A 26,869-nucleotide genomic window follows, 5' to 3' on the forward strand; every position below is an offset into this window, starting at 1 on the left:
GCCGGGCCCCCCCCCCCCCCCCCCCCCCCCCGCCGCCCGCCCCCCCCCCCCCCGGCCCCCCCCCCCCCGCGCCCCCCCCCGCCCCCCCCCCCCCCCCCGGGGGCGCGCCCCCCCCCCCCCCCCCCCCCCCCCCCCCCCCCCCCCCACCGCTCGATGCGCAGCAGGGCTTCCTGGGTGACCGTGGCCACGTGGCGGCCGGAACGGTCGAAGACGTTCCCGCGTCCAAGCACTCGACCGCTCGCTGCCGTCGGGCAGTCCTGGTCGTAGAGCAGCCACTCGTCGGCGCGGAGGTCGTCGTGGAACCACATCGCGTGATCCAGGCTGGCCAATCGCACCCCCTTGGCACGCCGATCGGCGCCGTGCAGCAGGAACACCGGCTCCACCAAGGTCATGTCCGATGCGTAGGCCAGCGCGCACGCGTGCAGCAGCGGGTCGTCCGGCAGCTGTTCCGGTGCGCGCATCCACACCAGGTGGCGGCTCGGCGTGAGCGGTGGCGGGTCTTCGACGTAGCGGAGTTCGATCGCGCCGGGCTTGCGCCACCAGTCCGGGACCGGCACGTCGGAGTCGGCGAACCGCTCGTGCAGCGGCGGCAGGTCTTCCGGTGCGGTCGCTGGTGGGAACTCCGGCTGGTGCCGCAGTCCGTCGCGGGCGCGTTGGAAGGACACCAGCGCCGCGCACACCTCCGCCCCGCCCTGGCTGGCGATCACCCGCCGCGCCGAGGTCGCCCCGCCGTCCCGAATTCGGTCCACTGTGTACTGGACAGGGTCGGCCGGGTCGGCGCCGCGCGCGAACAACGCGTGCATCGAGTGCACCGGCCGCCCCGCGGGCACCGTGCGCCCGGCGGCGGCGATCGACTGCGCGAGCAGCAGACCGCCGAACAACCGGTGTTCCGGCACCGGCTGGGTGCGGCCCACGAACCGGTCCGGACCCGGCTCGGCTAGGTCGAACAGATCCGGCAGGCGAGGAACGTCCATGGCCAGAACAAACTACTCACACCAGGTGGTATCAAGTTGCACGTGACCGGTTACACAATCGGTGGGTTACCACGCTGCGGGGTGGCCCAGCGGTGATCGACGCGGCGATGCGCGCACGCTCTCCCCGGCTTCCCGACGAACTGGCCGATCGGCTGCGGGAACGGATCATGACCGGCCGCCTGCGGCAGGGCGATCACCTGCACCTGGAACGCCTCGCCGAGCAACTCGGCGTCAGCGTGACCCCGGTGCGCGAGGCGTTGTTGGCGCTGCGCGGCGAGGGCTTCGTGAACCTGGAACCGCGCCGCGGGTTCACCGTGGCGCCGCTGAGCCGCCACGACTTCGAGGACGTCCACCGGCTGCAGGCCACCCTCGCCGGTGAGCTCGCCGCCCGCGCGGCGCGCAAGATCGACGCCGACCGGCTCGCCGAACTCACCAGGCTGCACGACGAAATGCGGGTGGCCAGCCAGTTCGTGCTGCTGGACATGGGCGAGTTGGTGACCCGGTTCCGCACCGCGGTGTGCCAGCTCTCGGATTCGCCCAAGCTGTCGTGGTTCCTCGGCATCGCGGTGCGCTACGCACCGCAGAGCATCACCGTCGATGTGCCGGGCTGGCGGGAGATGGCGGTGACCGACCACCACACGCTGCTGACCGCGCTGCGGCAGCGCGACCCGGCCAGCGCCCGTGCCGCGATGCACAAGCACGTGACCCATACCGGAGAGTTACTGATCCATCACCTGCAGCAACTGGGATTGTGGTCCGAGATCCCCGAAACCCCGTCCCCACCAGGGAGTTCCGCATCACATCAGGAACAGGACAGCGGCCGCTAACGTTGCGAATCGGTGTGGCGACACCCAAGTGGGACGCCCGACGAGGCGTACGCCGCGAGTTCTTCCATCCCTACTCAAGAAATTCGGAGGGCACCTGCCATGCAGAGCAACAGCCGCACAATCGTGTCGGTTGTCGGAACGGTGATGATGGTCGTGGCGACCGTTCTGCTCGCGTCATGGAGCCACCCGCACACGGAAGCGCCGACGCGGCCCGTCGCGAACGAAGCCGCGATCGTGATCGGCCGCTGAAGACCTGTCCGCGCGGCGGCCAGGCCCCGAACGCTAAGCCTCGCGCACCACGTCCTGCGGGCGTTTGTCGTTGCGCAGTCCCGAAAAGCGCGGGTGGCGCAGCTTGCCGTCGTCGGTCCACTCGGTGAACCCGATCTGCGCAACCAGTTCCGGCGCCACCCAGTGCGCGCCGGGTTCGTGCACCGGGTCGGCGAACGGTGAGCTGTCGCGGGCCAGCTCGTCCAGTTTGGCGCGCAGTTCCCGCAACGTCCGCTCGTCGTACCCGGTGCCGACCTTGCCCGCGTAGCGCAGCTCCGCTTGCTGGTAGTAGCCGACCAACAACGCTCCGAAACCGAACCGGGATCCCTTGGGGTCGGTGTAGCCGCCGACGACGAACTCCTGGTCGGCGACGCATTTGAACTTCAGCCAGTCCCGGCTCCGCCCGCTGCGGTAGGGCCGGTCGGCGCGCTTGGCGATCAGCCCTTCCCAACCGCGTCGGCACGCTTCGCGGAAGAACTCCTCGCCGGTGCCAGCGCGGTGCGCGCTGAACCGCAGCGGATCGGTGAACTCGAAGATCTCCCGCAGCAGCCGTTTTCGGGTGCGCAGCGCCAATCTCGTCAAATCCACGCCGCCGAAGGAGATCAGGTCGAACACGTAGTAGTAGACCGGCACACCGGTTCGGCGGGCGGCGCGCGGATCGGTCAGGTGGATGCGCTTCTGCAGTCGCGCGAAGCTGGTCTGGTCGCCTTCGAAGGCGACCACCTCGCCGTCGATCACGAACCGGTCGGCGCCCTGCTCGGCGAGCGCGTCGACGACCTCCGGGTAGGCCGCGTCGACCCGCTTCTCGTTGCGGGACCACAGCACCGGGCGGTCCCCGTCGCAGCCCGCGATCACCCGCACCCCGTCCAGCTTGCGCTCGAAGATCCAGTCCGGGTCGGAGAACTGCCGGTGGGTCAGCGTCGCCAACGCGGGCTCGTGCCACGTCCCACCGGGCCAGGACCGCAGCTCCGCTCGTTCGGTGGCGTCGAGCAGCCGCATCGGATCGTTCATCGTCGGCGGATTACCCCCGGATCAGCGCGGCAAACCGGCCAGGCTGAGAACCAGCTGTGAACGGCCTGTGAGTTCGACCCCGCAAGGGAGCCCAATCGGGTCAATGCGAGAAACTGGACCTGTCGACTTCCTGCCGCGCGAGCGGACCGACCGCCGAAGGTGAAAGCACGCGATGCCGAAGAGCAAGAACCCGCTGACCCAAAAAAGCGGGCTGTCCACCAACGTCATCCTCACCATCGTGGTGGTCGTCGTCGCCGTGCTGGTGATCGGCGGCGTCCTGCTGTTCACCCGCGGCGGGTCCGACACCAACACCGGCGGCCGGACGGTGGCGGCCGACGTGCTGCGCAAACCGGACAGCAACGTGCTGACCACGGCGCCCGACAACAAGGTCACCGTGGTGGAGTTCCTCGACTACCAGTGCCCGGCCTGCCACTCGTACTACGACGCGCTGACCAAGCAGGTCGAGGCCGACTACGCGGGCAAGATCACCTTCGTCACCCGCAACTTCCCGCTGAGCATGCACCCGCTGGCCCGACCGGCCGCGCAGGCCGCCGAGGCGGCCGCCCTGCAGGGCAAGTTCAAGGAGATGTACCACGCCCTCTACGACAACTACGCGGCTTGGGCTCTCGCGCCCGACGGGCAGAACCTCAGCACCGACGAGGCCAAAGCGCGCGCGTTGTTCGACCAGTACGCCCAGCAGATCGGCCTTGACCTGCCCAGGTTCCAGCAGGACATGAACTCCCCGCAGGTCAACGCCAAGATCGACGCCGACACCGCGGACGGCAACCGGGCCGAGGTGCAGGCGACGCCGACGATCTTCATCAACGGCAGGGAGTTCGACCCCGGCGACGTGCAGACCTTCCAACAGCTCAACGACGTGTTCCGCCAGCAGCTGGACGAGGAGCTCGCGCGGTGACCACGCCAGGCGCCGCCGCACCTCGTGGCCTGGCCTGGCTGTACGTCGTGGGTGGCGCGGTCGGACTGGCGGCCTCGGCCGCCCTGATCGTGGAGAAGCTGGCCAAGCTGGCCAACCCCGGTTACGTGCCCACCTGCAGCATCAACCCGATCATCTCGTGCGGTTCGGTGATGGACAGCGCCCAGGCCGCGGCGTTCGGCTTCCCCAACCCGCTGATCGGGGTGGCCGCCTTCCCGGTGGTGGTCACCGCCGGGGCCGTGGTGCTGGGCGGGTTCGAACCGCCGCGCTGGTTCTGGCTGGGGATGCAGGTCGGCACCACGCTCGCGGTCATCTTCATCCACTGGCTGGTGGTGCAGAGCCTCTACGAGATCCACGCGCTGTGCCCGTACTGCATGGTCGTGTGGGTCGTGACGATCCCGCTGTTCTGGTACACGACGCTGCACAACCTCACCGCTGGCAACTTCGGTGGCGGGCAATCCGTCGGCGCGGCGCTCGCCCGGTTCCACAGCCTGGTGCTCGTGGTGTGGTATTTGGTGATCGTGGTCCTGATCCTGCAGGCGTTCTGGGACTACTGGAGCACTCTGCTGTAGCGTGCAGCGGCCGTTTGTTCGGTGCGGGCCTCGGGTACCAGGTGACTGTGAGTGAGGTGTGCGCCGCACCTATCGAGACGAGGTGGCCCGGGATGAGCGTGGAACGCGAGATCACGCACGTCGAGCCGGAGACGTCCGCGGCGAACGTGGTCGAGGTCCGCATCGCTGCGGAGCCCGCGCAACTGGCGGTGATGCGGGCCGTCGTCGGTGACCTGGCCATGCGCGCCGACTACGACGTCGACTCGATCGCGGACCTGCGGCTGGCAGTCGACGAGGCGTGCTCGTCGCTGGTCCGGCTGGCCGCCCCGGCCGCGACGCTGGTCTGCCGGTTCCGCACCGGCGACGACCAGCTGTCGGTCACCGCTGAGGTGCTCAGCGACGACGCGTTCGGACCTCGCAAGGACACCTTCAGCTGGCGCGTGCTCAGCGCACTCGCCGACCTTGTGTCAACCTCGGTCGAGTCGGACCCTGCCGCCAACGGCAGCCACCTGGTGCGGATCGAGTTGACCAAGGGACGGACGGCCCACGTGTGAAACGAGCGGATTCCAAGCCGACAGCACATTCGCGCAACGAGCGCTACGACCGGCTGGCGCCGCTCTTCGGCGAGCTCGCGAAGCTGAGCAAGCAGGATCCCCGCTATTCCGAACTCCGCGCCACGCTGGTCACCGAGCACCTGCCGGTCGCCGAGCACATCGCTCGCCGGTTCAGCCACCGCGGCGAGTCGCAGGAGGACCTCACCCAGGTCGCCACCCTGGGGTTGATCAACGCGGTGGACCGGTTCGACCCCGGACGCGGGGTGGACTTCCTGTCCTACGCGGTGCCGACGATCATGGGCGAGGTGCGGCGGCACTTCCGGGACACCGGCTGGGCGGTGCGGATGCCGCGTCGGCTCCAGGAGCTGCACCTGTCGGTGTCGGCGGCGATCGCCCGGCTGTCGCAGGAACTCGGCCGCGCGCCGACCCCGAGCGAACTGGCCAAGCACCTGGGGATCAGCACCGACGACGTCTACCGCGGCCTGGAGGCGGGCAACGCCTACCGCAGCGCTTCGCTGGACGAACTGCTCACCGACACCGACGAGATCCCGCTCGGAGACGCCATCGGCTCCGACGACACCGAGCTGATCGAGGTGGAGAACCGGGAGATGGTCCGGCCGCTGCTGCGCGAACTGCCGGACCGGGAACGCCGCATCCTGGTGATGCGGTTCTTCCGTGGCATGACCCAGACGCAGATCGCCGAGCAGATCGGCATCTCGCAGATGCACGTCTCCCGCCTGCTGGCCCGCACCCTCGGCTGGCTGCGGCAGCGCCTAGAGGAGGACAAACCAACCGCGGAATCCATCAGCGGTCATACAAGGAGTGAAGGGCACCTTTGACCGGCTTGGAGGGTGCGCGGATTGGCTTGCGTGGCGGTGCGGGTGGCGGAACCTCAGAGGCATTCTCGCTGTGGGATCCCCGACATCATGTATGCCGATACACCACGTCGGGGCTGTCCTCGCGGGGAGAACCCCAGAGGGGTGGGCCACCGTGAACCCGCGGCGGCGCAAGCTGCGAGCGTGGGCGGAAGCGGCTGACGCCGCTTGCCTGACGACCCCCTCGACATGCCCAATCCGCGCGAGTTCATAGTCGGTCGAAGGTGCCCTTCACTCATCACCCGTACGGGTCCGCACCGCTCGCACCGCTGCGGCGTAGTCGGGGAAGCCGCCCGGGACCCGTCGGGGGATTTCGGGTCCCGGGCGGCTGTCTGGGGGCGTGCTGGGCTCGGGGTACCTGCGCCCGACGAGCACGCCGGGCTACAACGAGATGCCGCGCTCGTTCAGCCAGGGCAGCGGGTTGATCTTGACGCCATCCTCGATCACCTCGAAGTGCAGGTGCGGGCCGGTGGACTGGCCGCGGTTGCCCATCGTGGCGATCTGATCGCCCGCTCCGACCCGCTGGCCGACGCTGACCTCGATGGTGTTGATGTGGCCGTACACGGTGATCGTGCCGTCGTTGTGCTGCACCCGGATCCACTGGCCGAAGCCGCTGGCCGGACCGGCTTCGATGACCTTCCCGGCGGCCACCGAGTAGATCGGGGTGCCGATGTCGTTGGCGATGTCGACGCCCCGGTGGCTGGTGCCCCAGCGGGCTCCGAAGCCCGAGGTGAAGGTGCCCTCAGCTGGCTTGACGAAGCCGGTGGCCCGCTTCTTGGCCTGCTCCTCGGCCGCGTGCTCGGCCTCGGCGGCAGCGCGCTCGGCTTCCGCACGGGCTTGCTCGATCGCCTGGCTCTTGTCGATTTTCTGCGACTCGGCCTGCGAGTTGGCGACCGGCTCGGCCGCGAGCAGTTTGACCGCCGCCGGGCTGTGCGCGGTACCGCTGACGGCCAGGCTCAGGTTCTTCTTACCGGCCAACGGCTGCGCGGCCTCGTCCGGCTGCGGTTCGGCGTTGGCGGCCAGCGGCTGACCGACCGCGGCGAACGCGCCACCGGCCACCACCGCCGCGACGACCTTGTTGCGGACCGGGAGAGCGGCCTTCGGGGGATGGCCGCCCTCCTTGCGGTGCTTGCCCATCTTCACCTTCCGATTCGGGGTGATCCGGTCACTTCCCGCCGGGGGATTGCGGGATCGCCTTTCGGGGGGAGGCGTCGCGTGACCGAACCGTGACTTACGAACGGCGAACGTAGCTGAGGGTTATCGAGACATGCAACCGTTGGTCCGATTGGCTGGCAAACAGAGGCGGATCAGTCACTCTTAGTGCTTACCAAAGATGACCGATAGATAACGGCGAATCGAACATCCACCGGTCCGACCAGCGCTGTCGACAACTAGCCGCGGCGAGCGCGGAAACGATCAATAAGCCCGTTGTTCGCGCAGGTCCAGGACAAAACGATCAAGCGTCGCAGGGCGCGCGACCGTCTGGCGCGAAGGGCAGCCGAAGCCACCGGAGTCCACAAGCGACACTGCGGCGAACGGAAGGTGAACTGTCCTGATCACCCGTCGGCAAGATCGGCAACCGCCAGAAGTGGCCTTGCGCACAACACTCGCGCGAACCACATCGGGGCCTTCTCGCACTTTGGGAGCAGGTGCCACTCGAAGGCGGAATCTGTTTCACTGTTCCGCATGACGCCTGGTGATCAGTGGCGGCTGCTGGTGCAGCGCCTCCACGTCGACTTGCGCCGCGTCACCTCCGCAGGGTGTCGGTGCGCGCGGTAGGCCCCGCTCCCACCTGACCTCTTCGCCTTCGTCCGGTCCTCCCCATCCGGCTGCGCAACGCCGCGCCGCGGTTCGTCGCGCGCCGGTTCCGGCACCCCACGCATCTACGGAGACATCGTGCAAGCATTCCTGATCTTCGCGATCGGTGGTTTCGTCGCGCAGCTGGTCGACGGCTCACTCGGCATGGCCTACGGGGTGACCTCGACGACGATCCTGCTCGCCGCGGGCCTGACCCCGGCCCTGGCCTCGGCTTCGGTCCACCTCGCCGAGATCGGCACCTCGATCGCCTCCGGGCTCTCGCACTGGAAGTTCGGCAACGTCGACTGGAAGATGGTGCTGATCCTCGGCGTGCCGGGCGCCGTCGGCGCGTTCTTCGGCGCCACCGTGCTGAGCAACCTCTCCACCGAAGCCGCCGAGCCGTGGATGTCGGCGATCCTGCTCGCCCTCGGGATCTACGTGCTGCTGCGGTTCGCCATCCGCCCGCTTCGGCGCCGCCAGCTCACCGGCGTCAGCCCGAAGCTGCTCGCCCCGCTGGGCCTGGTCGCCGGGTTCGTGGACGCCACCGGGGGCGGCGGCTGGGGCCCGGTGGCGACCCCGACGCTGCTGAGCACCGGCAAGGTCGAGCCGCGCAAGGTCGTCGGCTCGGTGGACACCAGCGAGTTCCTGATCGCCTCCGCGGCGAGCCTGGGCTTCCTGACCTCGCTGGCGAATCAGCAGCTGTCCTGGCTCACGGTGGGTGCGTTGCTGCTGGGCGGTGTGATCGCGGCGCCGCTGGCGGCCTACCTGGTGCGCGTCGTGCCGATGCGGCTGATCGGGGTCGGCGCTGGGGGCCTGATCGTGCTGACCAACGCTCGCACGCTGATCAACAACTTCGACCTGCCCGCCCCGTCACCGACCGTCATCTACACGGCGATCATCGTCGCCTGGGTCGCGGCGCTCGGGTACACGATCCGCGTGGTCCTGGCGGAGCGCCGCGAGCTGGCGGACGTGGAGGAAGCCACCGCGCCAGCCCGGAGCTAGCGAGACTGTTTCCGAAGGGGCTTGCGTAGCGCGGGCGATTTCTCGCGAAATTGGCACTTCCCGGGCACCGCCGCCGCAGGGTCTCCGGCGTCCTGGATGGTCAGAAGATTTACCCACGTGCCGTATCGCCGAGATCAACCAAACGAGTTACTGTTCGGTAGACCGTGTGGAAGCCCCCCGACACACGGTAGGCGCCCCGGGAGCGGAGTTCGCGCTCCGCGCCCGGGGCACCGCTCCCCGCACCACGGCCTGATCGACGTGACCGCGGCGTTCGCAATCAAGTGTGCCCCGCCCTGTTGGTATATTCCAGCCGCCACGCGGCCCAGTCGTGGACACGGTTGCAGCACGCCCCGGCATCGTCGATGTGATCAACAGCCGCTCAGCGGTCCGCGCGCAGCGGGCTGGCGGCTTGCCGCCAGTTGACGGTGGGCCGCATCGCGGCGATGTCGACCCGGTCCTTGTGCTTGTCCGCCACCCGGAACAGCGACTCGATGAGCGTGTTCGACAGCAGGTGCGGTTCCAGCCCCAACTCGACCAGACCGGTGTGCTTGACGTTGTAGTAGTGCTCGCCCTGCTCGACCCGCGGATTGTCCAGGTACTCGATCTCCACCGGGCCGTCGTAGCTGTTCGCCACGATCTTGGCGATCTCCCCGACCGAGCACTTCTCGGTCATCTGGTTGAACACCCGGAACTCGCCGCGGTCCGCCGGGTTCTCCGCGGCGAGGCGAATGCACTCCACGGTGTCCCGGATGTCGATCAGGCCGCGGGTCTGCCCGCCGGTGCCGTACACCGTCAACGGGTGACCGAGCACCGCCTGGATGACGAACCGGTTGAGCACGGTGCCGAAGATCGCGTCGTAGTCGAACCGGGTTGCCAGCCGCGGGTCCTGCACGGTCTGCGGCGTTTCCTGCCCGTAGACGACGCCCTGGTTGAGGTCGGTGGCGCGCAGCCCCCAGATCCGGCAGGCGAACTCGATGTTGTGGCTGTCGTGCACCTTGCTCAGGTGGTAGAACGAGCCCGGCTTCTTCGGGTACAGCATCCGGTCGGTCCGGCCGTTGTGGGTGACCTCCAGCCAGCCTTCCTCGATGTCGATGTTCGGCGTCCCGTACTCGCCCATCGTGCCCAGCTTGACCAGGTGGATCTCCGGGTCCACCTGCTGGATCGCGAACAGCACGTTGAGGTTGCCGACCACGTTGTTGTGCTGGGTGTACACCGCGTGCTTGCGGTCGATCATCGAGTACGGCGCCGCCCGCTGTTCGGCGAAGTGCACGATCGCGTCGGGCCGGAAGTCGGCGATCATCTCGACGGTGAACTCGCCGTCGACCAAGTCGCCGTAATAACACTTGATGGATTTGCCCGAGATCTCTTGCCACGCGTCGAGGCGGACCTGCATGGGCTCGATAGGCACGAGGCTGTCCACGCCCATCTCGTGGTCGTAGCCCCGGCGGGCGTAGTTGTCGGCAACCGCGACCTCGTGGCCGCAGTCGGACAAGTGCAGAGCGGTCGGCCAACCGAGGTAGCCATCTCCCCCGAGGACGAGGATTCGCACGCCTTCACTCCCCTATTCGAACTTCGGCGCCACCGTCGCGTACGCCGCACGGCAAGGACCTGGCAGAGCTATCGCCTGAGCCAGCCTCACCCGTTGGATACAACATGGGGCATGGTCTCATCTCTTGACCATTTCACGAAGAGCTGCCCTTTTCGCTTGTCCCAGACTGGGAATTCGCTGGGAATCCGGACTGGGTATGGTTCAACCGGAGCAACCCGAACGGCTGGAACGGAGTCGGCATGGTGCAGCAAACCGCCGAAAGCACCGGCGCTCGCCGTGGTCGGTATTGGCGGTTGCTCAGCCGTTTCGCGGCCGCATCGGTAGTCGCTACCGGAATCAGCCAACTTGTTTTTTTGTTGTCTTACTCACTCGGGGCCACGGCCGTGTTCGCCACCACATTGGCCTGGTTGGCCGGTGCGATTCCGAACTTCGTACTAAATCGGCGCACCTGGGGCGGCGGCGGCCGGGCCGCGTTGCGCGGCGAGATCCTGCGCTACGGCGTGATCTCGGTGGGCACCGCGCTGCTGGCCGCACTGGCCACGCACAACGCCGAAACCCTGGCGCACGCGCTGTTCCCAGATGTCCGGACCGCGCAGATCGCCGTTGTCTGGGGCGCGTTCATCGGCACGTACGCGGTGATGTTCGTGGTGAAGTTCGTGCTGATCGACCGACTGGTGTTCACCGCTCGCCGACCGCGGCGGGCTCGTTGATCGGTTCCCGGTGCGGCGTGCTCGCCCGGCGTTCCCGCCACCAGGTGCCGAGCACGACCCGCGCATAGCGGTAGCCGTACAGCAGGTTGTTGCCCTTCTTGCTCACCCCGGCGGTCCGCGCCAGCATCCGCATCGGCTGTTCCAGCACCTGGTAGCCGTGGCTGAGCACCCCGACCAGCAACTCCGAGGACTGGTACTGCGGCTGCTCCAGCGTCACCGAGTTCGGCACCTCGGCCCGCATGCCGCGGAACCCGAAGGACGTGTCCGTGATGCGCTGCCCGGTCAGCGCGCTGACCAGCCAGGCGAACACGTAGGTGCCAGCGCGGCGGATCAGCGCGGGTCGCTCGTTGCTGCCGAGCCGCCGGGAGCCGGTCACGAAGTCGGCCCGGCCGTCGATCAGCGGCCGCAGCAGCTTCGGGAGTTCGGCGATGTCGTACTGGCCGTCCGCGTCGGTGGTGACGATGTAGCGCGCCCCGCGTTCGGCCGCCAAGCGGTAACCCAACCGCAGCGCCGCACCCTGCCCCCGGTTGACGGGTGCGACGCAGGTCTGCGCGCCGTGCTTCAGCGCGATCGCAGCGGTGTCGTCGGTCGCTCCGTCGACCACCACCAGGGTGTCCACGTCCAGGTCGCAGCTGCGGGCGGGAATGCCGTCGAGCACTTCGCCCAGCGACTCCTCCTCGTTGTACGCGGCGATCAGCACGACCACCGGGGCGAACCGCTGCGCGCCGTAGCGGGCGGAGTAGTCGTCCAATGCGACCCGGTCCACCTCGGCCGGGAAGGTCGTCGGCATCTCACTCTCCTTCGGGGGTCTTGGTCGGGAGCGACCTCGATCGTTCGCACGCCCGCTGGGGACGCCGCGGCGTCTGGCCAGCGCGGTCGCGCCCAGGGCGCCAGCCAGCGGTATCAGCACCAGGCCGGGCAGCTGGTAGCGCCAAGAGAATTCCATCGCCGCGGCGGTGCCCAGCACGGTGGTCGCCATTCCGGCGCAAAGCAGGCATGCGGGGCGCAGCCCGGACCCACGGGCCCGGCCGACGCCGAGCACGGCCAGCGCGGCGACCGCGAGCGCGCCGCCGAGGGCGATGCCCGGCGTGTAGCCGCCGCCGAGCTGGTAGGCGCGCAGGAACCCGGCCAGCTGCGGGTCGACCGACAAGCTGCCGTCGTCGTAGAGCTCGGTCCACTCCACGACGTACCAGTCGACTGCGTACATCGGGTAGGTCTGCTGGAACTGCCAGCGGTCCAGCGGCACGTCGCCGGGCGTTTGGGTGCGGGTCGGGGCGAAACCCTTGAAGAAGTCCTCGGCCATCCCGCCAACCACGTCCAGCGGTTGGTGCAGCAGAACCTTGCGGGTGAACGAGCCTTGCGCGGCGGCGACGTCCATGTCGGCTGGCAGGAACTTGTCGACGTTCTCCTGGACGTGCCAGAAGTGGATGTAGAAGTCGATGCCGTTGCGGGCCCGCTGTTCGAGCGGTTCCGCCGGGCAGACCAGCCGCTCCTGCGGTGTCAGGTCGAGCTCGTCGCAGTGGGCGACCACCGCGGCGCGGCCGTAGAGGGCACCGCCGCCGGAGCCGCCCACGCCGAACGAACCGGTCCACGCCAGGTGGTACAGCGAGTAGCCGCCGACGCCCGCGGCGAAGGCGCCGACCAGCGCGGCGGTGGCGATCAGGCGGCGCCGCCAGCCGTCCCGCGGCCGCCAACCGGTGGCCAGCAGCACGAACACCGCGGCCGGAACCACCAGCGTGAGTCCGACGACGCGCACCGTCACCGCTGCGGCCAGCACGATCCCGGCCAGCGCGGCGAGCCTCGGGCCCGGCGCGCCCCACCAGGTCAGCACGTAGACCGCGACCAGCAGCAACACCTGGAACAGCAGATCGGACATGATGTTCTGCTCGATCTGCAGCTGGTAGGCGTCCAGCAGCACCGGGGCCGCGGCCACCGCCGCGATCCACGGCCGGACGTCGAACCGCCGCAGCAACGCGTAGATCCCGACGCCCAGGCCGAGCCCGAGCAGGTGCTGCACCGCCACCACGGCGGTCAGGCTGCCGACCGCGAGCAGCGGCCACAGGAACACCTCGTAACCGACCGGGTTGATGCCGCCCGGGAAGAACGCGCCGACGTCGTCGAGGTAGCGGAACGAGTCGATGTAGAGCAGTGCGGGCCGGTAGGCCAGCTGGACGACGATCCGCAGGACCAGTCCGGCGAGCACGAACAGTGCCAGCAGCCAGTGCCGCCGGAGGATGCGCGCGAGCGCGGCGCTCATCGCATTCCGCGGCGGAAGTCCGCCCAGACGGTGCGCAGTCCCTCGGTGAGCTCGACGTTCGGGGTGTAGCCGAGTTCGCGCTGCGCCTTGGCCACGTCCACGATCACCGCGGGCATCTCGCCGTTCTTGGCGGACACGTGGGTGACCGGCACGTCTTCGCCGGTGGCGGCGCGGACCGCGTCGATGAGCTCAAGCACCGAGATCGAGTGCCCGGAGCCGATGATCGCAGTGCCGGTGTACTGCTTGTCCCATGCGGCCAGCATGCCCTGCACGACGTCGTCGATGTGCACGAAGTCGCGGCGCTGCGCGCCATCGCCGTAGACCTCGACGCCGCTGTTTGCCAGCGCTGCCCGCATCAGCCGCGGGATGAAGCTGTCCTTCTGCGCCATGCCGGGTCCGTAGATGTTGGTGAACCGCAGCGCGCAGGTGGCCATGCCGTACGCCCCGGCGTAGCCGGAGAGCAGCATCTCGCACGCCGCCTTGGTGGCGCCGTAGGGCGTGAGCGGGCGCACCGGCAGAGCCTCGGAGATCGTGCCGTGACCAATGTCACCGGTCACCGCGTTGGTGGACGCGAGGATGAACTGGCCGACCGCGCGGACGCGGGCCAGCTCCAGCAACTCGTGGGTGACCGCCACGTTGTTGGCGTAGGTCTCGGCGGGCTGGTCCACCGAACGCAGCACCGAGGTGATCGCGGCCAGGTGGATGATCCCGGCGGCGCCCGGCGGTACCGCAGCCTCCCGCACGTCGGCGTCCCGCAGGTCGCCTTCCAGGTAGGTCACCAGATCGCTGCGCAGTTCGGCGGGCGGCGCCTGCAGGTCCACGATGGTGACCGGGGTTCCGCGCCCTAAGAAGGCGCGTACCACTGCTCTGCCGACGAAACCGGAACCACCGGTGACGACAACGCGATCGGCCTGGGCAGTGTCTGTTGCGGGAGGAATAACGCTGCTTGGCACGCGCCAGACTCTAACCGCCCTCCCGCGCCCTGCGGTCCACACCTGTCCCGAACCGCGACGTCCGCGTTATCCGCCGAGATGTTCCGCAAGTCCGTTTAGCCCGGTCCGATAGACCCCTTGGGCGAAGGTCTGACCCAACTGCTGCTCGTCGGCGGCGTCGGCGTCGTAGTGCGAAAACCATTCGACGAAGCTGTGTCCGGTGTCCGTTATCGGCGCGACTCGGATGGTGGAGCGGTAGCTGCGCACCGGGAAGGGGCTCGTCACGAACTCGTAGGTGTAGCTGTGGTCGATGTCGTCCAGCGCCATCAGCCGCTCCCGCACCGCACCGCCGTCGGTCAGGGTCAGGTGCCGGACGCAGCCCACCGCGTCCGCCGGGCCACCGCCTTCGATCTCGCTCGCTTCGATCGCCGGATGCCAGGTCGGCAGACCGTTGAAATCGCGCACCGCCTGCCACACCTGCTCGACCGACGCCGCGATCACCCCGCTCGCATAGGACTTCGCCACCGTTTCCTCCTCAGTGCTCAGTTGTGGTGGGCCGCTTCGTCCACCCTCGACACTTGATGCACGGGTCCCTAGAACGTCAGGTCCTTGAACGCCTTGGTCTGTTCGATCAGCGCCTTCTCGGTGGGCAGTCGCTCCATGCTGCTCGCGCCGTAGAAGCCGTGGCACCGCTTGGTCCTGGACAGCACGTGCGCCGCGTCCCCGGGCATCGAGATCGGCCCGCCGTGGCAGAGCACCAGCACGTCGTCGCGCACTTCGCGGGCGGCCTGCGCCCACTCGTCGATCAAGGCCACGCAGTCGTCCAGCGACTTGGCGGTTTCCGCGCCGATGGCGCCGCCGGTGGTCAGCCCCATGTGGCACACGATGATGTCCGCGCCAGCCTCGGTCATCGCGCGTGCATCGGCGCTGGAGAACACGTACGGCGTGGTCAGCAGGTCGGCTTCGCGCGCTGCGGCGACGAGTTCGACCTCCAGGTCGTAGCCCATGCCGGTTTCCTCCAGGTTCGCCCGGAAGGTTCCGTCGATGAGCCCGACGGTCGGGAAGTTCTGGATCCCGGCGAACCCGAGTTCGCGCAGTTCGGCCAGGAACCGGTCCCGCAGCATGAACGGGTCGGTGCCGTTGACCCCGGCCAGCACCGGGGTGTGCCGGACCACCGGCAGCACCTCGCGGGCCATCTCCACCACGATGTCGTTGGCGTTGCCGTAGGCCAGCAGTCCGGCCAGCGAACCCCGCCCGGCCATCCGGTAGCGTCCGGAGTTGTAGATGACGATCAGGTCGATGCCACCGGCCTCCTCGCACTTCGCGGACAGACCGGTGCCCGCACCACCACCGACGATCGGTTCCCCGCGCTCGACCTTGGCGCGCAATCCGCGCATCACCTCGGCGCGGTCGAATCGGCTCATCGTGCCTCCTGGCGAGCGACGTCGCGGAACGCCGCGATCAGCGCGGCGGCGAATTCCGGGTCGTTGACGTTGTGCGGTACCCGCAGCACCTGCCGGTCGGCGGTCTGCCGCAGCTGGCTTTCGAGGGTGTCGAAGAGCACCGCGTCCACCTCGGGATCGTAGAAGGGCTGCCCCGGTGCGTCCAACATGGACACTCCGCCGGTCGGGAGCAGGAAGCGCACCGGTCCTCGGCAGGCGTTGAGCTTGGCGGCGATGAACGCCGCGATCCGCCGACATTCGGCCGCGGAGGTGCGCATCAGCGTGACCTGCGGATTGTGCACGTAGAGGTTGCGGTCCCGGTACTGCGGCGCAACGGTGTCCAGCGCCCCGAAGTTCACCATGTCCAGGGCGCCGCACGAGCCGACGTAGGGCACTTCGGTGCGGGCGATGGCGTCGAGGCGCTGCTCCCCGGCGCTCATCACGCCACCGGCGATCAGATCGCAGACCTCGGTGGTGGTGATGTCCAGAACCGCGCGGACCAACCCGTCGTCGACGAGCTTCTCCATCGCCCGGCCACCGGTTCCGGTCGCGTGGAACACCAGCGGGTCGTAGTCGGCGGACAGTTGCTCGGCCACCGCGGTCACGCACGGCGTGGTGACGCCGAACATGGACAGCGCGACAGCGGGCTTGTCCTCTGCCGGAGGTGCCGGATGGGTTACGGCACCGAGCAGCGCGTGCGCGGCGTTGGCCAGCACCTGGCGGGAAATCCGGTTCAGCCCGGCGACATCGGTGACCGACGGGAACATCGCGATATCGGTGGCGTCCACATAGGGCGAAACATCACCGGAGGCCACTGTGGACACCATCAGCTTCGGCACACCGACCGGCAGAGCGCGCATGGCGGGCGTGATCAGCGCGGTGCCGCCCGATCCGCCGAGCCCGATGATCCCATCGACGTCGCGGCCGACGAGGAACCGTTCGAATGCGGTGGCCATCGCCGCGACAGCGGAGCCGCGATCACCGGTGAACACCGCGTCGGCGCCGTCGGGGTGATGCGCGGCGACCTCGGCGGCGGACACGTCGACATCGGACGATTTGCCCGTAGTGGACAGATCAACGGTGACGACGGGATGCCCGCGCGCCACGAGCTCGGCGACGTAGTGCAGCTCAGCGCCCTTGGTGTCGAACGTCCCGGCGACGTACGCGCCCATCGCAACCTCCGCGGCTCGACGTCGAACCAACCCGGCGAAACTCTACTGTTGATCAGCCCGCCGCACAGCCCTGTCGTCCGGGCGATTGCGTCAGCGGCGCCGCTGCTTGGGGACGTGGCCGAGCCGACGGGAATGCGCGTGCGTCGCTTGCACCCACTGCGCAACCGCCGGGCGGGTGATCAGGACCATCAGCGTGATCACGACGACCGCGAGCACGATCCACACCAGCAGGGTGGCGAAGTCCGGGCCGGTCTCGGCCAACCCGCGCACCGAGCGGAACGCGCCGAAGGCGACGACGGCCATCGTGGTCCAACCGGCCATCGCCATCCGGGCGGTGCTGGGAAACCTGGGGTGCAGCAGACTTGCGACGCCGAGAGCGTGCATCGCACCGACCCCACCGATGATGAACGCGAGCAGCACCACGACGATCTCGCCACCGCCGCTGGCCCCGCTCCACCCGGCGACCAGGGTGAAGACGGCAACCCCGACGATGATCAGCGCGACAAGCCCGCCGAGGACCGCGGCCGCGAGCACCACCCCCGGCCGCCGCGGAGCCTGCGGTGGTGTCGGTCCGTACTGGGCCTGCGGAGGCTGGGGCGGCGGCCCGTGCTCCTGCGGATAGCGGTTCCCCTGCCAGGGCGGTTGGGACATGGCCACACTCCTGCTCAGGCGCCTCCGGTCCGCAGCGAAGCGTAACGGATCAAGTCGCCCAGGAAGCCCGCATCGGCTGATTTCGTCGACGGGACAACGATTTCCGAAATCGCGCTGGTACCACCGAACACATGCCAGACGAACGGCCTCCCGGCGTGCTGCCGGGAGGCCGTTGTCAGCTCAGGTCAGTGGCTCTTGCCACCCTTGCCGAAGAACTTGTTCTTGACCTGGTCGATCTTCTCCTTGTTCTTCGGGTCGGAGGCGTACTTCTTGGCCTGGTCGATCACCTTGCGGCCCTGCGGGCTGCTGGCGAACTCGGTGACCTTCTTGAACAGCGACATCGTTGCTCCCGGCTGGTCGAAGTCATGGGCGGTTCGGATTACCGGCTCCTCCCAGGCTACCGACAAAACGGGCAAGCATCAGCCGAGCGCAGACCACCGGGTCGGACGAAATCCGCCCTTGGTCTCGAACGTGATGCTGCGGACCGCAGAACTCGCGCAAGACCAGCCCGGAACCGGGATTCAGCCGAGCACGCCGCTGATCGAGGCATGTCCGCGCAGCAGGTTTCGGGCCACCGTGCGGCGCTGGATCTCGTCGGTGCCTTCGAAGATGCGCAGCAGGCGCAGGTCGCGGTACCAGCGTTCGATCGGCAGTTCCTTCGTGTAGCCCATGCCGCCGTGCATCTGCAGCACCCGGTCCACGATCTCGCCCGCGCGGGTCGCCCCGAACAGCTTGGCGATCGACTGCGCGTGCCGCGAGTCCAAGCCCTGGTCCACCTGCCAGGCCGCCTGCAGCACCAGCCAGCGCAGCGCCTCGATCTCCACCGCGGAGTCGGCGATCATCCACTGGATGGCTTGGCGCTCGGCGATCGGTTTGCCGAACGTCTCACGGGTCTTGGCGTAGTCCATGCCCATCTCGACCAGCCGCTCGCAGGCCCCGAGGGCGCGCGCGGGCAGCAGGTAGCGGCCTCGACCGATCCACTGCATGGCCAGCGCGAAGCCCTGCCCGACCTCGCCGAGCACGTTGCCCGCTGGCACCCGCACGTTGTCGAACACCAGCGCAGCGGGCTGGCGCTCCAGCGGCCCCATGATGTCGATGGGCTCGGACTTCCAGCCCATGTCCCGGTCGGCCAGGAAGCAGGTGACCCCGCCGTTGGCACCCTTCTCCCGGTCCGTGACGGCGAAGACCATCACGAAGTCGGCGTCGATGCCGCCGGTGATGAACGTCTTCTCCCCGTTGATGACCCACTCGTCGCCGTCCTGGACGGCGGTGGTGCGCAGGTTCTTGGCGTCCGAACCGGCGCCGGGCTCGGTGATCGCGAAGCACGACTTGCGGGTGCCCTCGATGGTCGGCAGCAGGTAGCGCTGCTTCTGCTCGTCGTTGGCGTAGTACAGGATGTTGTCGGCGTAGCCGCCGAACCGGAACGGCACGAAGGTGCGGCCGAGTTCGATCTCGATCAGCGCGGTCAGAACCGCCGACAGGCCCATCCCGCCGTACTCCTCGGGGGTCTGCACACCCCAGAACCCGGCTTGCCTCGCCTTGTCCTGCAACGCTCGCAGCTCGTCCTTGGCAAGGCCGCGCTCGCCAGCCCGTTCGCGGCGCAGCACCTCCGGTTCCAACGGGACCAGTTCGCGTTGGACAAAGTTGCGCACCCAGTCGCGGATGTCGCGTTCGGTGTCGGACAGCGAGAAGTCGACCATCGCCGTGTTCCTTTCGGTGCGGCGCGTAACTAACGACGTTAGTTTTATGGCAGTCTAAGACCGTCCCGACGAGCGCCGCAAGGGCGCTGGCGAGGAGAGAACGTGCCCAGACCGACCATTCCCCGGCTGTCGCCGGAGCGCATCCGGCGAATCGGGTTGGAGATCATCGACACCGACGGCCTCGAAGCGCTGTCCATGCGCCGCCTGGCCGAGCGGCTCGGGGTGCGCGCCGCGTCGCTGTACAACCACGTGTCGACCAAGGAAGACCTGCTGCACGAGATCGCCGACGGGGTGATGACGGCGGTGGACGTCTCCGGCTTCGAGGTGGACTGGACGACGGGGCTGCGGACCTGGGCGCGCTCCTACCGAGCCGCCCTGATCGCGCACCCGAACCTGGTCCCGTTCCTGGCCTACGGTCCGGCCCGCCGGGAGACCGCCCTGCGCCGCGCCGACGCGGTGCACGGCGGCCTGACCGAAGCGGGCTGGCCGCAGCGCTACGCCACGATGATCGGCGCCTCGACGAAGTACCTGGTGGTGGGCTCGGCGATGGGCTCGTTCAGCAGCGGCTTCCCGGACGACGCGGCGCTCTACGACGACCGCTTCCCACACCTCAGCCGAGCCCACCTGCTCCGCGAACACGCGGCGGAAATAGACGCGGACAGCTTCGAACTAGCCCTAGCCGCCCTGATCAACGGCCTGCAAAAGCAATACCGCGAACTTGGTTCGAACGCGACCCCGAAGGAGTGACACCTGTCAGACACCAAATCCATCTGGCGGAGGCACCGGGCCGAAGTCGCCACCTATCGGCCCCGTCAGGGCTTCGACCAGCACTGGATCGTCGTAGATGTCCGCAGTCGCTTTCCACTCGCGGATGGTCTGGTCAAGCGGGGCCCGGGTGCCGAGCTCCGCGGCAAGGCTGGATGCGCGGACGTAGTCCTGCTCGAACTCGGGCCGACTCTCCGGCGGCAATTTCTTCAGCCATGGAAACTCTTCGATCAACACATCACGCAGAGTATCCGTATGCGAACTGTTCGCATACGCTCATGCGTTCACCAGGTCGGCACGAGATCACCCACCCTTTCGGTTGACTTCGGTCTCGGTTGGTTCGTAGCGTCCTGGGCGCACAACCGAATACCGCGCCGATGACGTCGTGCGGGAGAGACTCCGCTTGCGAGGCGGAGCGCCGAAGGAGCAACACTCCCCAGCAAACTCTCAGGCACCGGCACCGCACGGCACCAGGCGAACGCGGAGAAAAGCAGAAGCACGCGCTTCTCGCCCACGGTGCAAGCCGCCCCTCGGTGGGTGGTGAAACTCTCAGGCCAATGACTCCGGGGAGACCCGCCGACCAGCGCAAGCCCGCGCAGGTCGGAGTCGAGGTGTCCCGGATAGGGTTGGGCGCAGTGAGCTGACCGGCCCTCGACTGCCGACCGGCGCCCACCAGGAGGAGTCTCACCATGTCGTCGTCACCACGACAGACGCCGTTGCACCAGGTGCACGAAGCTCTCGGTGCGACCTTCACCGAATTCGCGGGCTGGCGGATGCCGCTGCGCTACTCCGGTGACACCGCCGAGCACAACGCGGTGCGCAACAGCGCCGGGCTTTTCGACCTGACCCACATGGGTGAGATTCGGATCAGCGGACCACAAGCCGCCGAGGCGCTGGACTACGCGCTGGTCGCCAACGCGTCCGCGATCAAGCCCGGTCGTGCCCGCTACACGATGATCTGCGACGAAGCCGGTGGCGTGCTCGACGACCTGATCGTCTACCGGCTCGACGAGCAGGAGTTCCTGGTAGTGGCCAACGCGGCGAACGCCGCCGTGGTGTCCGCTGAGCTGGCCGAGCGGGTTGGTGGGTTCGACGCCGAGCACCAAGACGTCTCCGACGACTACGCGCTCATCGCCGTACAGGGACCGAACGCGGTCGCGATCCTCGCTCCGCTGACCGACACAGACCTCGACGAGGTCAAGTACTACGCGGGCTACCGCAGCCGGGTGGCGGGCAAGGACGTGCTGCTGGCGCGTACCGGCTACACCGGCGAGGACGGTTTCGAGCTGTTCACCGCACCTGGGGACGCCGAAGCGGTCTGGCAGGCGCTGACCGAGTCCGGAGCGCGGCACGACCTCCGGCCAGCCGGGCTGTCCTGCCGCGACACCCTGCGGCTGGAGGCGGGCATGCCGCTGTACGGCAACGAGCTGTCCGCCGACCTCACGCCCTACCACGCGAACCTCGGCCGGGTCGTCAAGCTCGACAAACCCGGCGACTTCGTCGGCAAGGCCGCCCTGGCCGTCGCAGCGGAGAAGCCGACCGAGCGCACCCTGGTCGGGCTGACCACCGAGCAGCGGCGCGCTCCCCGGCACGGCTACCGCGTGCTGGACGCCGACGGCGCCGAGATCGGCGTCGTGACCAGCGGCGCGCCATCCCCGACCCTGGGCCACCCGATCGGGATGGCCTACGTGGACCGCGACCACAGCGAACCCGGCACCCAGTTGCAGGTCGACATCCGCGGCAGGAACGTCGCGGTGCAGGTCGTCGAGCTGCCGTTCTACCGCCGCGAAGCCTGACGAGATCGAACACCTGGAGGACACTTGCGAGATATTCGTCATCCCGCGCACGTGTCCGGCCAGGTGCGGGTGTCCCGCGATACACAGGAGGCAACACCATGTCGACACCGGACCTGTTCAACGACCAGCTGGCCGCGGTGGATCCGGAGGTGGCCGTGGCGGTCGGCGCCGAGTTGCACCGCCAGCAGTCCACGCTGGAGATGATCGCGTCGGAGAACTTCGCGCCGCGTGCGGTGTTGGAGGCGCAGGGTTCGGTGCTGACCAACAAGTACGCCGAGGGCTATCCGGGCCGTCGCTACTACGGGGGCTGCGAGCACGTCGACGTCGTCGAACAGCTGGCCATCGACCGGGTCAAGGAGCTCTTCGGGGCCTCGTTCGCCAACGTGCAGCCGCATTCCGGCGCGCAGGCCAACGCGGCCGCGATGTTCGCGCTGCTCAACCCGGGCGACACCATCATGGGCCTGGACCTGGCCCACGGCGGGCACCTCACCCACGGGATGCGGATCAACTTCTCCGGCAAGCTCTACAACGTGGTGCCCTACCACGTCGGCGCCGATGACCACCGCGTCGACATGGACGAAGTCGCCCGGCTGGCCCGCGAGCACCAGCCGCGGCTGATCATCGCCGGTTGGTCGGCCTACCCCCGCCAACTGGACTTCAAGCGGTTCCGGGAGATCGCCGACGAGGTCGGCGCCTACCTGATGGTCGACATGGCGCACTTCGCCGGACTCGTCGCCGCCGGACTGCACCCCAACCCGGTGCCGCACGCCCACGTCGTCACCACCACCACGCACAAGACCCTCGGCGGGCCGCGCGGCGGGGTGATCCTCTCCTCCGACTCGGAGTTCACCAAGAAGTTCAACTCCGCCGTCTTCCCCGGTCAGCAGGGCGGGCCGTTGGAGCACGTGATCGCCGGGAAAGCGGTGTCGTTCAAGATCGCGGCGTCCCCGGAGTTCGCCGACCGGCAGCGGCGCACCGTGGAGGGCGCGCAGATCCTGGCCGGACGGCTGCTCGCCGACGACGCCGCCCAGGCCGGGGTGCGGCTGGTCTCCGGCGGCACCGACGTGCACCTGGTGCTGGTGGACCTGCGGGATTCGGAACTGGACGGCAAGCAGGCCGAGGACCGGCTGCACGAGATCGGCATCACCGTCAACCGCAACGCCGTACCCAACGACCCCCGGCCGCCGATGGTGACCTCCGGCCTGCGCATCGGCACCCCGGCGCTGGCCACCCGCGGATTCGGCAAGGAGGAGTTCACCGAGGTCGCCGACATCATCGCCGAGGCCCTCAAGCCGGGCTTCGACGAGACGACGAGTGCGAAGCTGCGGTCCCGCGTGGAAGCGCTGGCCGCGAAGCACCCGCTGTACGCGAACCTCTGAATGTGACGGAAAACTCAGCTGTCAACGCCGCTTGCGTCCACAATGCCCGGAATGCGGCGTTCACAGCTGAGTCCGAAGTGGACTATTGCTCGATCGGGCAAACGCTCGGTGTCAAGTAGCACCAACCCCTTGCCAGCATCCACCGAATGTCGCAATATCTGCGCAGTTTCAGCGAAACTCGCTGGCAAGTGATGAATTTGTGGGGATCGGGGTTCCGCTAAGCGACCACCAGAGCAAGACGACCCCCGCACCCTCGTTGAAGGAGTCCACTTCTGATGAGCCAACCAGTGGCCGAGGAGTACCGGAAGGATCTGAGTACCCGGCACATCAACATGATCGCGATCGGTGGAGCGATCGGTGTCGGACTGTTCCTCGGTTCCGGCAAGGCACTGCACCAGGTCGGACCCGGCCTGATCCTGATCTACGCGATCGCCGGGTTGATGATCTTCTTCGTGATGCGGGCGCTCGGCGAGTTGCTGATGTACCGCCCGGTCAGCGGCTCGTTCGCGGAGTACGCGGGCGAGTTCGTGGGACCGTGGGCGAAGTTCGCGGTCGGCTGGGGGTACTGGCTGGTCTGGATCGTCACCGGCATGGCCGAGATCACCGCGGTCGGCGAGTACTTCCAGTTCTGGTTTCCCAACCTTCCACAGTGGATCCCCGCGCTGGTCGCACTGGTCGTGCTCAGCGGGGTGAACCTGATCGCGGTGAAGCTGTTCGGCGAATTCGAGTTCTGGTTCGCGTTGATCAAGGTGCTGGCCATCATCGGCCTGATCGTGCTGGCCGCGCTGATCCTGGTGTTCGGCTTCAGCGATGTGGGCGACACCGCGTCGGTCAGCAACATCTGGTCCAACGGCGGGCTGTTCCCGAACGGGGCGGCTTCGTCGCTGCTGGCGTTCCAGATCGTGATGTTCGCCTTCGTCGGCGTCGAGATGGTCGGCCAGACCGCCAGCGAGAGCTCCAACCCGCAGAAGGTGCTGCCGCGCGCGGTCAACTCGGTGATGTGGCGGATCCTGATCTTCTACGTGGGCGCGCTGATCGCGTTGACCGCGTTGGTCCCGTGGAACCAGTTCCCCAGCGACGGCAGTCCGTTCGTGCACGCCTTCACCCTGATCGGCATTCCGGCCGCGGCCGGGGTGATCAACTTCGTGGTGACCACGGCGGCGCTGTCGTCCTGCAACAGCGGCATCTACTCCACCGCCCGCATGATTCGCACCCTGTCCGAGGACAGCCAGGCGCCCCGGTCGGTGGGACGGCTGAGCTCGCGGGCAGTGCCCGCGCGGGCCATCGGGGTGACCTTCGCCGCGATGCTGATCGGCGTGGTGCTCAACTACTTCGTGCCGGAGCAGGCGTTCACCTACATCACCAGCGCGAGCACCGTGGGCGCCATCTTCACCTGGGGCATGATCGTGATCGCGCACCTCGCCTACCGGCGCAAGATCGCCCGCGGCGAGCTGCAGGCCGGACCGTTCCGGATGCCGCTCGCGCCGTACTCGAACTACGTGGTGCTGGCGTTCCTGGCGTTCGTCGTGGTGCTGCTGGCCTTCGACTCGGAGACCCGAATCGCCCTGTACATCACGCCGGTGCTGGCGGTCGCCGTCGCGATCGGCTACCTCGCGGTGCGCAACAAGCAGCGGGAGCGCGAGCTGGTCCGCAGGTGAGTTTTCCCTAGGGCTTGAGGATTCGCCTCGACAAAGCATCGATGCGGATCTTGTAGGGCGAGCACGTTGTTGGCCCATCGCGGGTCGGCGAGGCTCTTGGCATGACGATCTCGCTGGACGAGCTGGTTGCCAAGGCACTCGACCGGAGTGCGCCGACCCGCGATGAGGCACTCGCTCTGCTCACCGACGAACTCGACGTGCTGGACGTGGTGGCCGCCGCCGGTAAGGTTCGCCGGTACTTCTTCGGCCGCCGCGTCAAGCTCAACACGATCATCAACCTGAAGAGCGGGTTGTGCCCGGAGGACTGCACCTACTGCTCGCAGCGGCTGGGCTCCACTTCGGACATCCTGAAGTACTCGTGGGTCAAGCCCGCGGAGGCAGCCGAAGCCGCCGACCGCGCGGCGCGGGCGGGTGCGAAGCGGATCTGCCTGGTGGCCAGCGGACGCGGTCCGGGGCAGCGGGACATCGGCCGGGTCGTCGAAACCGTCGAGGCGATCAAAACCGAGCAGCCGGACGTGGAGATCTGCGCCTGCCTGGGGCTGCTCGAGGAAGGGCAGGCCGACCAGCTGCGCGACGCCGGGGTGCACGCCTACAGCCACAACCTCAACACCAACGAGGCCCGCTACGCGGACATCTGCACCACGCACACCTTCAACGACCGGGTCGACACCGTCCAGCAAGCGAGCAGCGCGGGTCTTTCGCCCTGTTCCGGGGCGATCTTCGGGATGGGCGAGTCCGATGCGGACATCGTGGACATGGCCTTCGAACTGCGCGAACTGGACCCGGACTCGGTGCCGATCAACTTCCTGATCCCGATTCCAGGCACCCCGCTGGGCGGCGACTGGCACCTGACCCCGATCCGCTGCCTGCGAATCCTGTCGCTGTTCCGGTTCTGCTTCCCGGACGTCGAGGTGCGCCTGGCCGGTGGCCGCGAAATCCACCTGCGCAGCATGCAACCCCTAGCGCTCCAGGTGGCGAACTCGATCTTCCTGGGCGACTACCTGACCAGCGAAGGCCAGTCCGGTGTGGACGACCGGGAGATGATCGAGGACGCGGGCTTCACAATCGAAGGCAAGCAAGAACAAACCCTCCCAACAGCCCGCCACGACCTGGTGGCGATCCGCCGCCGAGGAGTAGGCACCAACCAACCCTCCAACGCCTGATCAGTTGACGAGCCGCGAGGTGTATCCGGCGGCGACGAGCTGCTCATAAGCTGCCTGGACATCGTCCGGCACGTGCTGTGCGATGGCGAAGCCTGCATTCGCGTACACGGTGATGCGCTGGGTGTCGCCGACGAGCATGTTGAGCACGCGCTCGACGTCGCCAATGCTTTCGAGGTGGTCATCGAGGCTCTGCTGTTGGGCTGAGCAGCGGAAGTGGATTTCGGGCCAGATCTTCTTGGCCGTCGCGTACGCCCGTCGCTGTTGATAAGGCCGGGAGAGCAGGAGCATCGACCGAACCGGAACACGTTGCCGTTCAAGGAACTTCCGGATGAGTGCGATGTTGTCTCCGGTGTTCCGCGCATCGGTTTCCACGAAGATCACTTCTGCGGGGACGCCCCGCTCGATCGCGATCTCGCGGTAGTGGACGGCCTCACCGCGCGGGAACCGCTCCACAGTAGTCGGCGCATTGGCACCGCTGAAGACGATGCGCGGGAACAGCCCGCGGTGGTACAGCTCGGCGGTGTAGACGGCCACGCCGGGATCACGACTCCCGAGGCCGAGCGCAACGTCAACCGGTCGCAGGTCGTGGTCCAAGCGGTGGTAGTCCCAGAGCACCTGCGCGGCAACGCGCAGGTGCTCTGGGATCCTCGCGACGGTCACAGACATCGCCTCTCGCGATCAATCGGGAATGTGGAACGTATAGGACCACGAGAACCGAGAAGCCGCATGGACGCCACGCGCGTACTCCACGATCGCTCCCTCCGCCGTATACGTCTCGCGGCGAAGAATCATCACGGGTTCGCCCGCTGGTAACGCAAGCTCTTCGCGCTCTTCCGGCGTCGGCATTCGAGCGAAGACCATCTCGGTGATGTAGTCCGGCTCCAAACCTTGCATGGTCGGGAC

28 protein-coding genes and 2 riboswitches are annotated in these 26,869 nt (G+C 68.1%); of the genes, 13 read left to right on the forward strand and 15 right to left on the reverse strand.

The genetic code is table 11. The features are described from left to right. Window positions 1–974: acyl-CoA thioesterase (locus MOQ72_RS23480; protein WP_242187581.1), on the reverse strand; the 974-nt coding region annotated here is incomplete at its 3' end. A gap of 92 nt (window positions 975–1,066) precedes the next feature. On the opposite strand from MOQ72_RS23480, the gene MOQ72_RS23485 reads away from it, so the two are divergent. Together MOQ72_RS23485 and MOQ72_RS23490 are read left to right on the forward strand one after the other, a co-directional pair. Continuing rightward, a complete protein-coding gene (locus tag MOQ72_RS23485; protein WP_242187582.1) occupies window positions 1,067–1,801 on the forward strand; it encodes a GntR family transcriptional regulator in 735 nt (244 codons plus the stop codon). A 99-nt stretch (window positions 1,802–1,900) separates the two neighbouring features. Further along, window positions 1,901–2,050: a hypothetical protein gene (locus tag MOQ72_RS23490; protein WP_242187584.1), complete on the forward strand. Its 150-nt coding sequence runs from the start codon at window positions 1,901–1,903 to the stop codon at window positions 2,048–2,050. 33 nt (window positions 2,051–2,083) lie between these two features. On the opposite strand, the gene ligD is transcribed toward MOQ72_RS23490, so the two are convergent. Further along, the gene (gene ligD, locus MOQ72_RS23495) at window positions 2,084–3,079 is read right to left on the reverse strand and encodes a non-homologous end-joining DNA ligase (RefSeq protein WP_242187585.1); all 996 of its coding nucleotides are present in this window, start codon (window positions 3,077–3,079) and stop codon (window positions 2,084–2,086) included. Between the two features lie 172 nt (window positions 3,080–3,251). Here ligD and MOQ72_RS23500 point away from each other — a divergent pair, with 172 nt between their 5' ends. From MOQ72_RS23500 to MOQ72_RS23515, 4 genes are all read left to right on the forward strand, one after another. Continuing rightward, complete coding sequence (locus MOQ72_RS23500) at window positions 3,252–3,995, forward strand: DsbA family protein (protein WP_242187587.1); 744 nt, start codon at window positions 3,252–3,254, stop codon at window positions 3,993–3,995. Then, entirely contained in the window at window positions 3,992–4,585 is a 594-nt protein-coding gene (locus MOQ72_RS23505) for a vitamin K epoxide reductase family protein (protein ID WP_242187588.1), read from the forward strand. The genes MOQ72_RS23500 and MOQ72_RS23505 overlap by 4 nt, the downstream gene beginning before the upstream one ends. A gap of 92 nt (window positions 4,586–4,677) precedes the next feature. Continuing rightward, complete coding sequence (locus MOQ72_RS23510; RefSeq protein ID WP_242187589.1) at window positions 4,678–5,118, forward strand: ATP-binding protein; 441 nt, start codon at window positions 4,678–4,680, stop codon at window positions 5,116–5,118. After that, window positions 5,115–5,957 carry an RNA polymerase sigma factor SigF gene (locus tag MOQ72_RS23515; RefSeq protein ID WP_242187590.1) on the forward strand — a complete coding sequence of 281 codons (843 nt, stop codon included), beginning with the start codon at window positions 5,115–5,117 and terminating at the stop codon, window positions 5,955–5,957. Before MOQ72_RS23510 ends, MOQ72_RS23515 begins: the two co-directional genes overlap by 4 nt. A gap of 417 nt (window positions 5,958–6,374) precedes the next feature. Here the strand turns inward: MOQ72_RS23515 and MOQ72_RS23520 are convergent, their stop codons facing one another. Then, on the reverse strand, window positions 6,375–7,130 hold the full coding sequence (locus MOQ72_RS23520; protein ID WP_242187595.1) for a M23 family metallopeptidase: 756 nt from the start codon (window positions 7,128–7,130) through the stop codon (window positions 6,375–6,377). Window positions 7,131–7,889: 759 nt separating this feature from the next. On the opposite strand from MOQ72_RS23520, the gene MOQ72_RS23525 reads away from it, so the two are divergent. After that, a complete protein-coding gene (locus MOQ72_RS23525) occupies window positions 7,890–8,792 on the forward strand; it encodes a sulfite exporter TauE/SafE family protein (protein ID WP_242187597.1) in 903 nt (300 codons plus the stop codon). A 379-nt stretch (window positions 8,793–9,171) separates the two neighbouring features. Here the strand turns inward: MOQ72_RS23525 and MOQ72_RS23530 are convergent, their stop codons facing one another. Beyond that, window positions 9,172–10,341 (reverse strand): NAD-dependent epimerase/dehydratase family protein, encoded by a 1,170-nt coding sequence (locus MOQ72_RS23530; RefSeq protein WP_242187598.1) that lies wholly within the window; start codon window positions 10,339–10,341, stop codon window positions 9,172–9,174. A 239-nt stretch (window positions 10,342–10,580) separates the two neighbouring features. Here MOQ72_RS23530 and MOQ72_RS23535 point away from each other — a divergent pair, with 239 nt between their 5' ends. Continuing rightward, window positions 10,581–11,051 carry a GtrA family protein gene (locus MOQ72_RS23535; RefSeq protein WP_277954570.1) on the forward strand — a complete coding sequence of 157 codons (471 nt, stop codon included), beginning with the start codon at window positions 10,581–10,583 and terminating at the stop codon, window positions 11,049–11,051. On the opposite strand, the gene MOQ72_RS23540 is transcribed toward MOQ72_RS23535, so the two are convergent. The 8 genes from MOQ72_RS23540 to MOQ72_RS23575 form a co-directional block, all read right to left on the reverse strand. Further along, window positions 11,020–13,308 carry a glycosyltransferase family 2 protein gene (locus tag MOQ72_RS23540; protein ID WP_242187600.1) on the reverse strand — a complete coding sequence of 763 codons (2,289 nt, stop codon included), beginning with the start codon at window positions 13,306–13,308 and terminating at the stop codon, window positions 11,020–11,022. The two genes, MOQ72_RS23535 and MOQ72_RS23540, sit on opposite strands and share 32 nt — an antisense overlap. Continuing rightward, window positions 13,305–14,261, reverse strand: a complete 957-nt coding sequence (locus tag MOQ72_RS23545) for an NAD-dependent epimerase/dehydratase family protein (protein WP_242187601.1) — start codon at window positions 14,259–14,261, stop codon at window positions 13,305–13,307. The genes MOQ72_RS23540 and MOQ72_RS23545 overlap by 4 nt, the downstream gene beginning before the upstream one ends. A 66-nt stretch (window positions 14,262–14,327) precedes the next feature. Further along, window positions 14,328–14,765 (reverse strand): SRPBCC family protein, encoded by a 438-nt coding sequence (locus MOQ72_RS23550; RefSeq protein WP_242187602.1) that lies wholly within the window; start codon window positions 14,763–14,765, stop codon window positions 14,328–14,330. A gap of 68 nt (window positions 14,766–14,833) precedes the next feature. Then, window positions 14,834–15,664: a phosphoenolpyruvate hydrolase family protein gene (locus MOQ72_RS23555; RefSeq protein ID WP_242187604.1), complete on the reverse strand. Its 831-nt coding sequence runs from the start codon at window positions 15,662–15,664 to the stop codon at window positions 14,834–14,836. Beyond that, on the reverse strand, window positions 15,661–16,854 hold the full coding sequence (locus MOQ72_RS23560) for a Tm-1-like ATP-binding domain-containing protein (RefSeq protein ID WP_242187605.1): 1,194 nt from the start codon (window positions 16,852–16,854) through the stop codon (window positions 15,661–15,663). Before MOQ72_RS23560 ends, MOQ72_RS23555 begins: the two co-directional genes overlap by 4 nt. Before the next feature lie 90 nt (window positions 16,855–16,944). Next, a complete protein-coding gene (locus MOQ72_RS23565) occupies window positions 16,945–17,505 on the reverse strand; it encodes a hypothetical protein (RefSeq protein ID WP_242187606.1) in 561 nt (186 codons plus the stop codon). Between the two features lie 185 nt (window positions 17,506–17,690). Continuing rightward, a complete protein-coding gene (locus MOQ72_RS23570; RefSeq protein WP_242187607.1) occupies window positions 17,691–17,846 on the reverse strand; it encodes a hypothetical protein in 156 nt (51 codons plus the stop codon). Window positions 17,847–18,026: 180 nt separating this feature from the next. Beyond that, a complete protein-coding gene (locus MOQ72_RS23575; protein ID WP_242187608.1) occupies window positions 18,027–19,205 on the reverse strand; it encodes an acyl-CoA dehydrogenase family protein in 1,179 nt (392 codons plus the stop codon). A gap of 102 nt (window positions 19,206–19,307) precedes the next feature. Here MOQ72_RS23575 and MOQ72_RS23580 point away from each other — a divergent pair, with 102 nt between their 5' ends. After that, window positions 19,308–19,952 (forward strand): TetR/AcrR family transcriptional regulator, encoded by a 645-nt coding sequence (locus MOQ72_RS23580; protein WP_242187610.1) that lies wholly within the window; start codon window positions 19,308–19,310, stop codon window positions 19,950–19,952. A gap of 6 nt (window positions 19,953–19,958) precedes the next feature. Here MOQ72_RS23580 and MOQ72_RS23585 read toward each other — a convergent pair whose 3' ends face one another. Further along, window positions 19,959–20,207, reverse strand: coding sequence for a hypothetical protein (locus MOQ72_RS23585; RefSeq protein ID WP_242187612.1), 249 nt, complete (start codon window positions 20,205–20,207; stop codon window positions 19,959–19,961). A 141-nt stretch (window positions 20,208–20,348) separates the two neighbouring features. Continuing rightward, a riboswitch (glycine riboswitch) is annotated at window positions 20,349–20,443 on the forward strand. Beyond that, a riboswitch (glycine riboswitch) is annotated at window positions 20,444–20,544 on the forward strand. A gap of 115 nt (window positions 20,545–20,659) precedes the next feature. Here MOQ72_RS23585 and gcvT point away from each other — a divergent pair. The 4 genes from gcvT to bioB all read left to right on the forward strand — a co-directional run bounded on the left by gcvT (window position 20,660) and on the right by bioB (window position 25,966). Continuing rightward, window positions 20,660–21,766, forward strand: coding sequence for a glycine cleavage system aminomethyltransferase GcvT (gene gcvT, locus MOQ72_RS23590; RefSeq protein ID WP_242187617.1), 1,107 nt, complete (start codon window positions 20,660–20,662; stop codon window positions 21,764–21,766). 98 nt (window positions 21,767–21,864) lie between these two features. Then, complete coding sequence (gene glyA / locus MOQ72_RS23595; protein WP_242187618.1) at window positions 21,865–23,145, forward strand: serine hydroxymethyltransferase; 1,281 nt, start codon at window positions 21,865–21,867, stop codon at window positions 23,143–23,145. A gap of 275 nt (window positions 23,146–23,420) precedes the next feature. Next, window positions 23,421–24,803: an amino acid permease gene (locus MOQ72_RS23600; protein WP_242187619.1), complete on the forward strand. Its 1,383-nt coding sequence runs from the start codon at window positions 23,421–23,423 to the stop codon at window positions 24,801–24,803. A 101-nt stretch (window positions 24,804–24,904) separates the two neighbouring features. Beyond that, window positions 24,905–25,966: a biotin synthase BioB gene (gene bioB / locus MOQ72_RS23605; protein WP_242187621.1), complete on the forward strand. Its 1,062-nt coding sequence runs from the start codon at window positions 24,905–24,907 to the stop codon at window positions 25,964–25,966. Here the strand turns inward: bioB and MOQ72_RS23610 are convergent, their stop codons facing one another. Together MOQ72_RS23610 and MOQ72_RS23615 are read right to left on the reverse strand one after the other, a co-directional pair. Beyond that, window positions 25,967–26,632, reverse strand: a complete 666-nt coding sequence (locus MOQ72_RS23610) for a YdcF family protein (protein WP_372495518.1) — start codon at window positions 26,630–26,632, stop codon at window positions 25,967–25,969. 12 nt (window positions 26,633–26,644) lie between these two features. Then, the gene (locus MOQ72_RS23615) at window positions 26,645–26,851 is read right to left on the reverse strand and encodes a UTRA domain-containing protein (RefSeq protein WP_242187626.1); all 207 of its coding nucleotides are present in this window, start codon (window positions 26,849–26,851) and stop codon (window positions 26,645–26,647) included. Window positions 26,852–26,869 lie beyond the last annotated feature (18 nt).

Origin of the sequence: Saccharopolyspora soli, from assembly GCF_022678645.1 — a bacterium.
In the GTDB taxonomy this organism is placed as follows: domain Bacteria; phylum Actinomycetota; class Actinomycetes; order Mycobacteriales; family Pseudonocardiaceae; genus Saccharopolyspora; species Saccharopolyspora soli.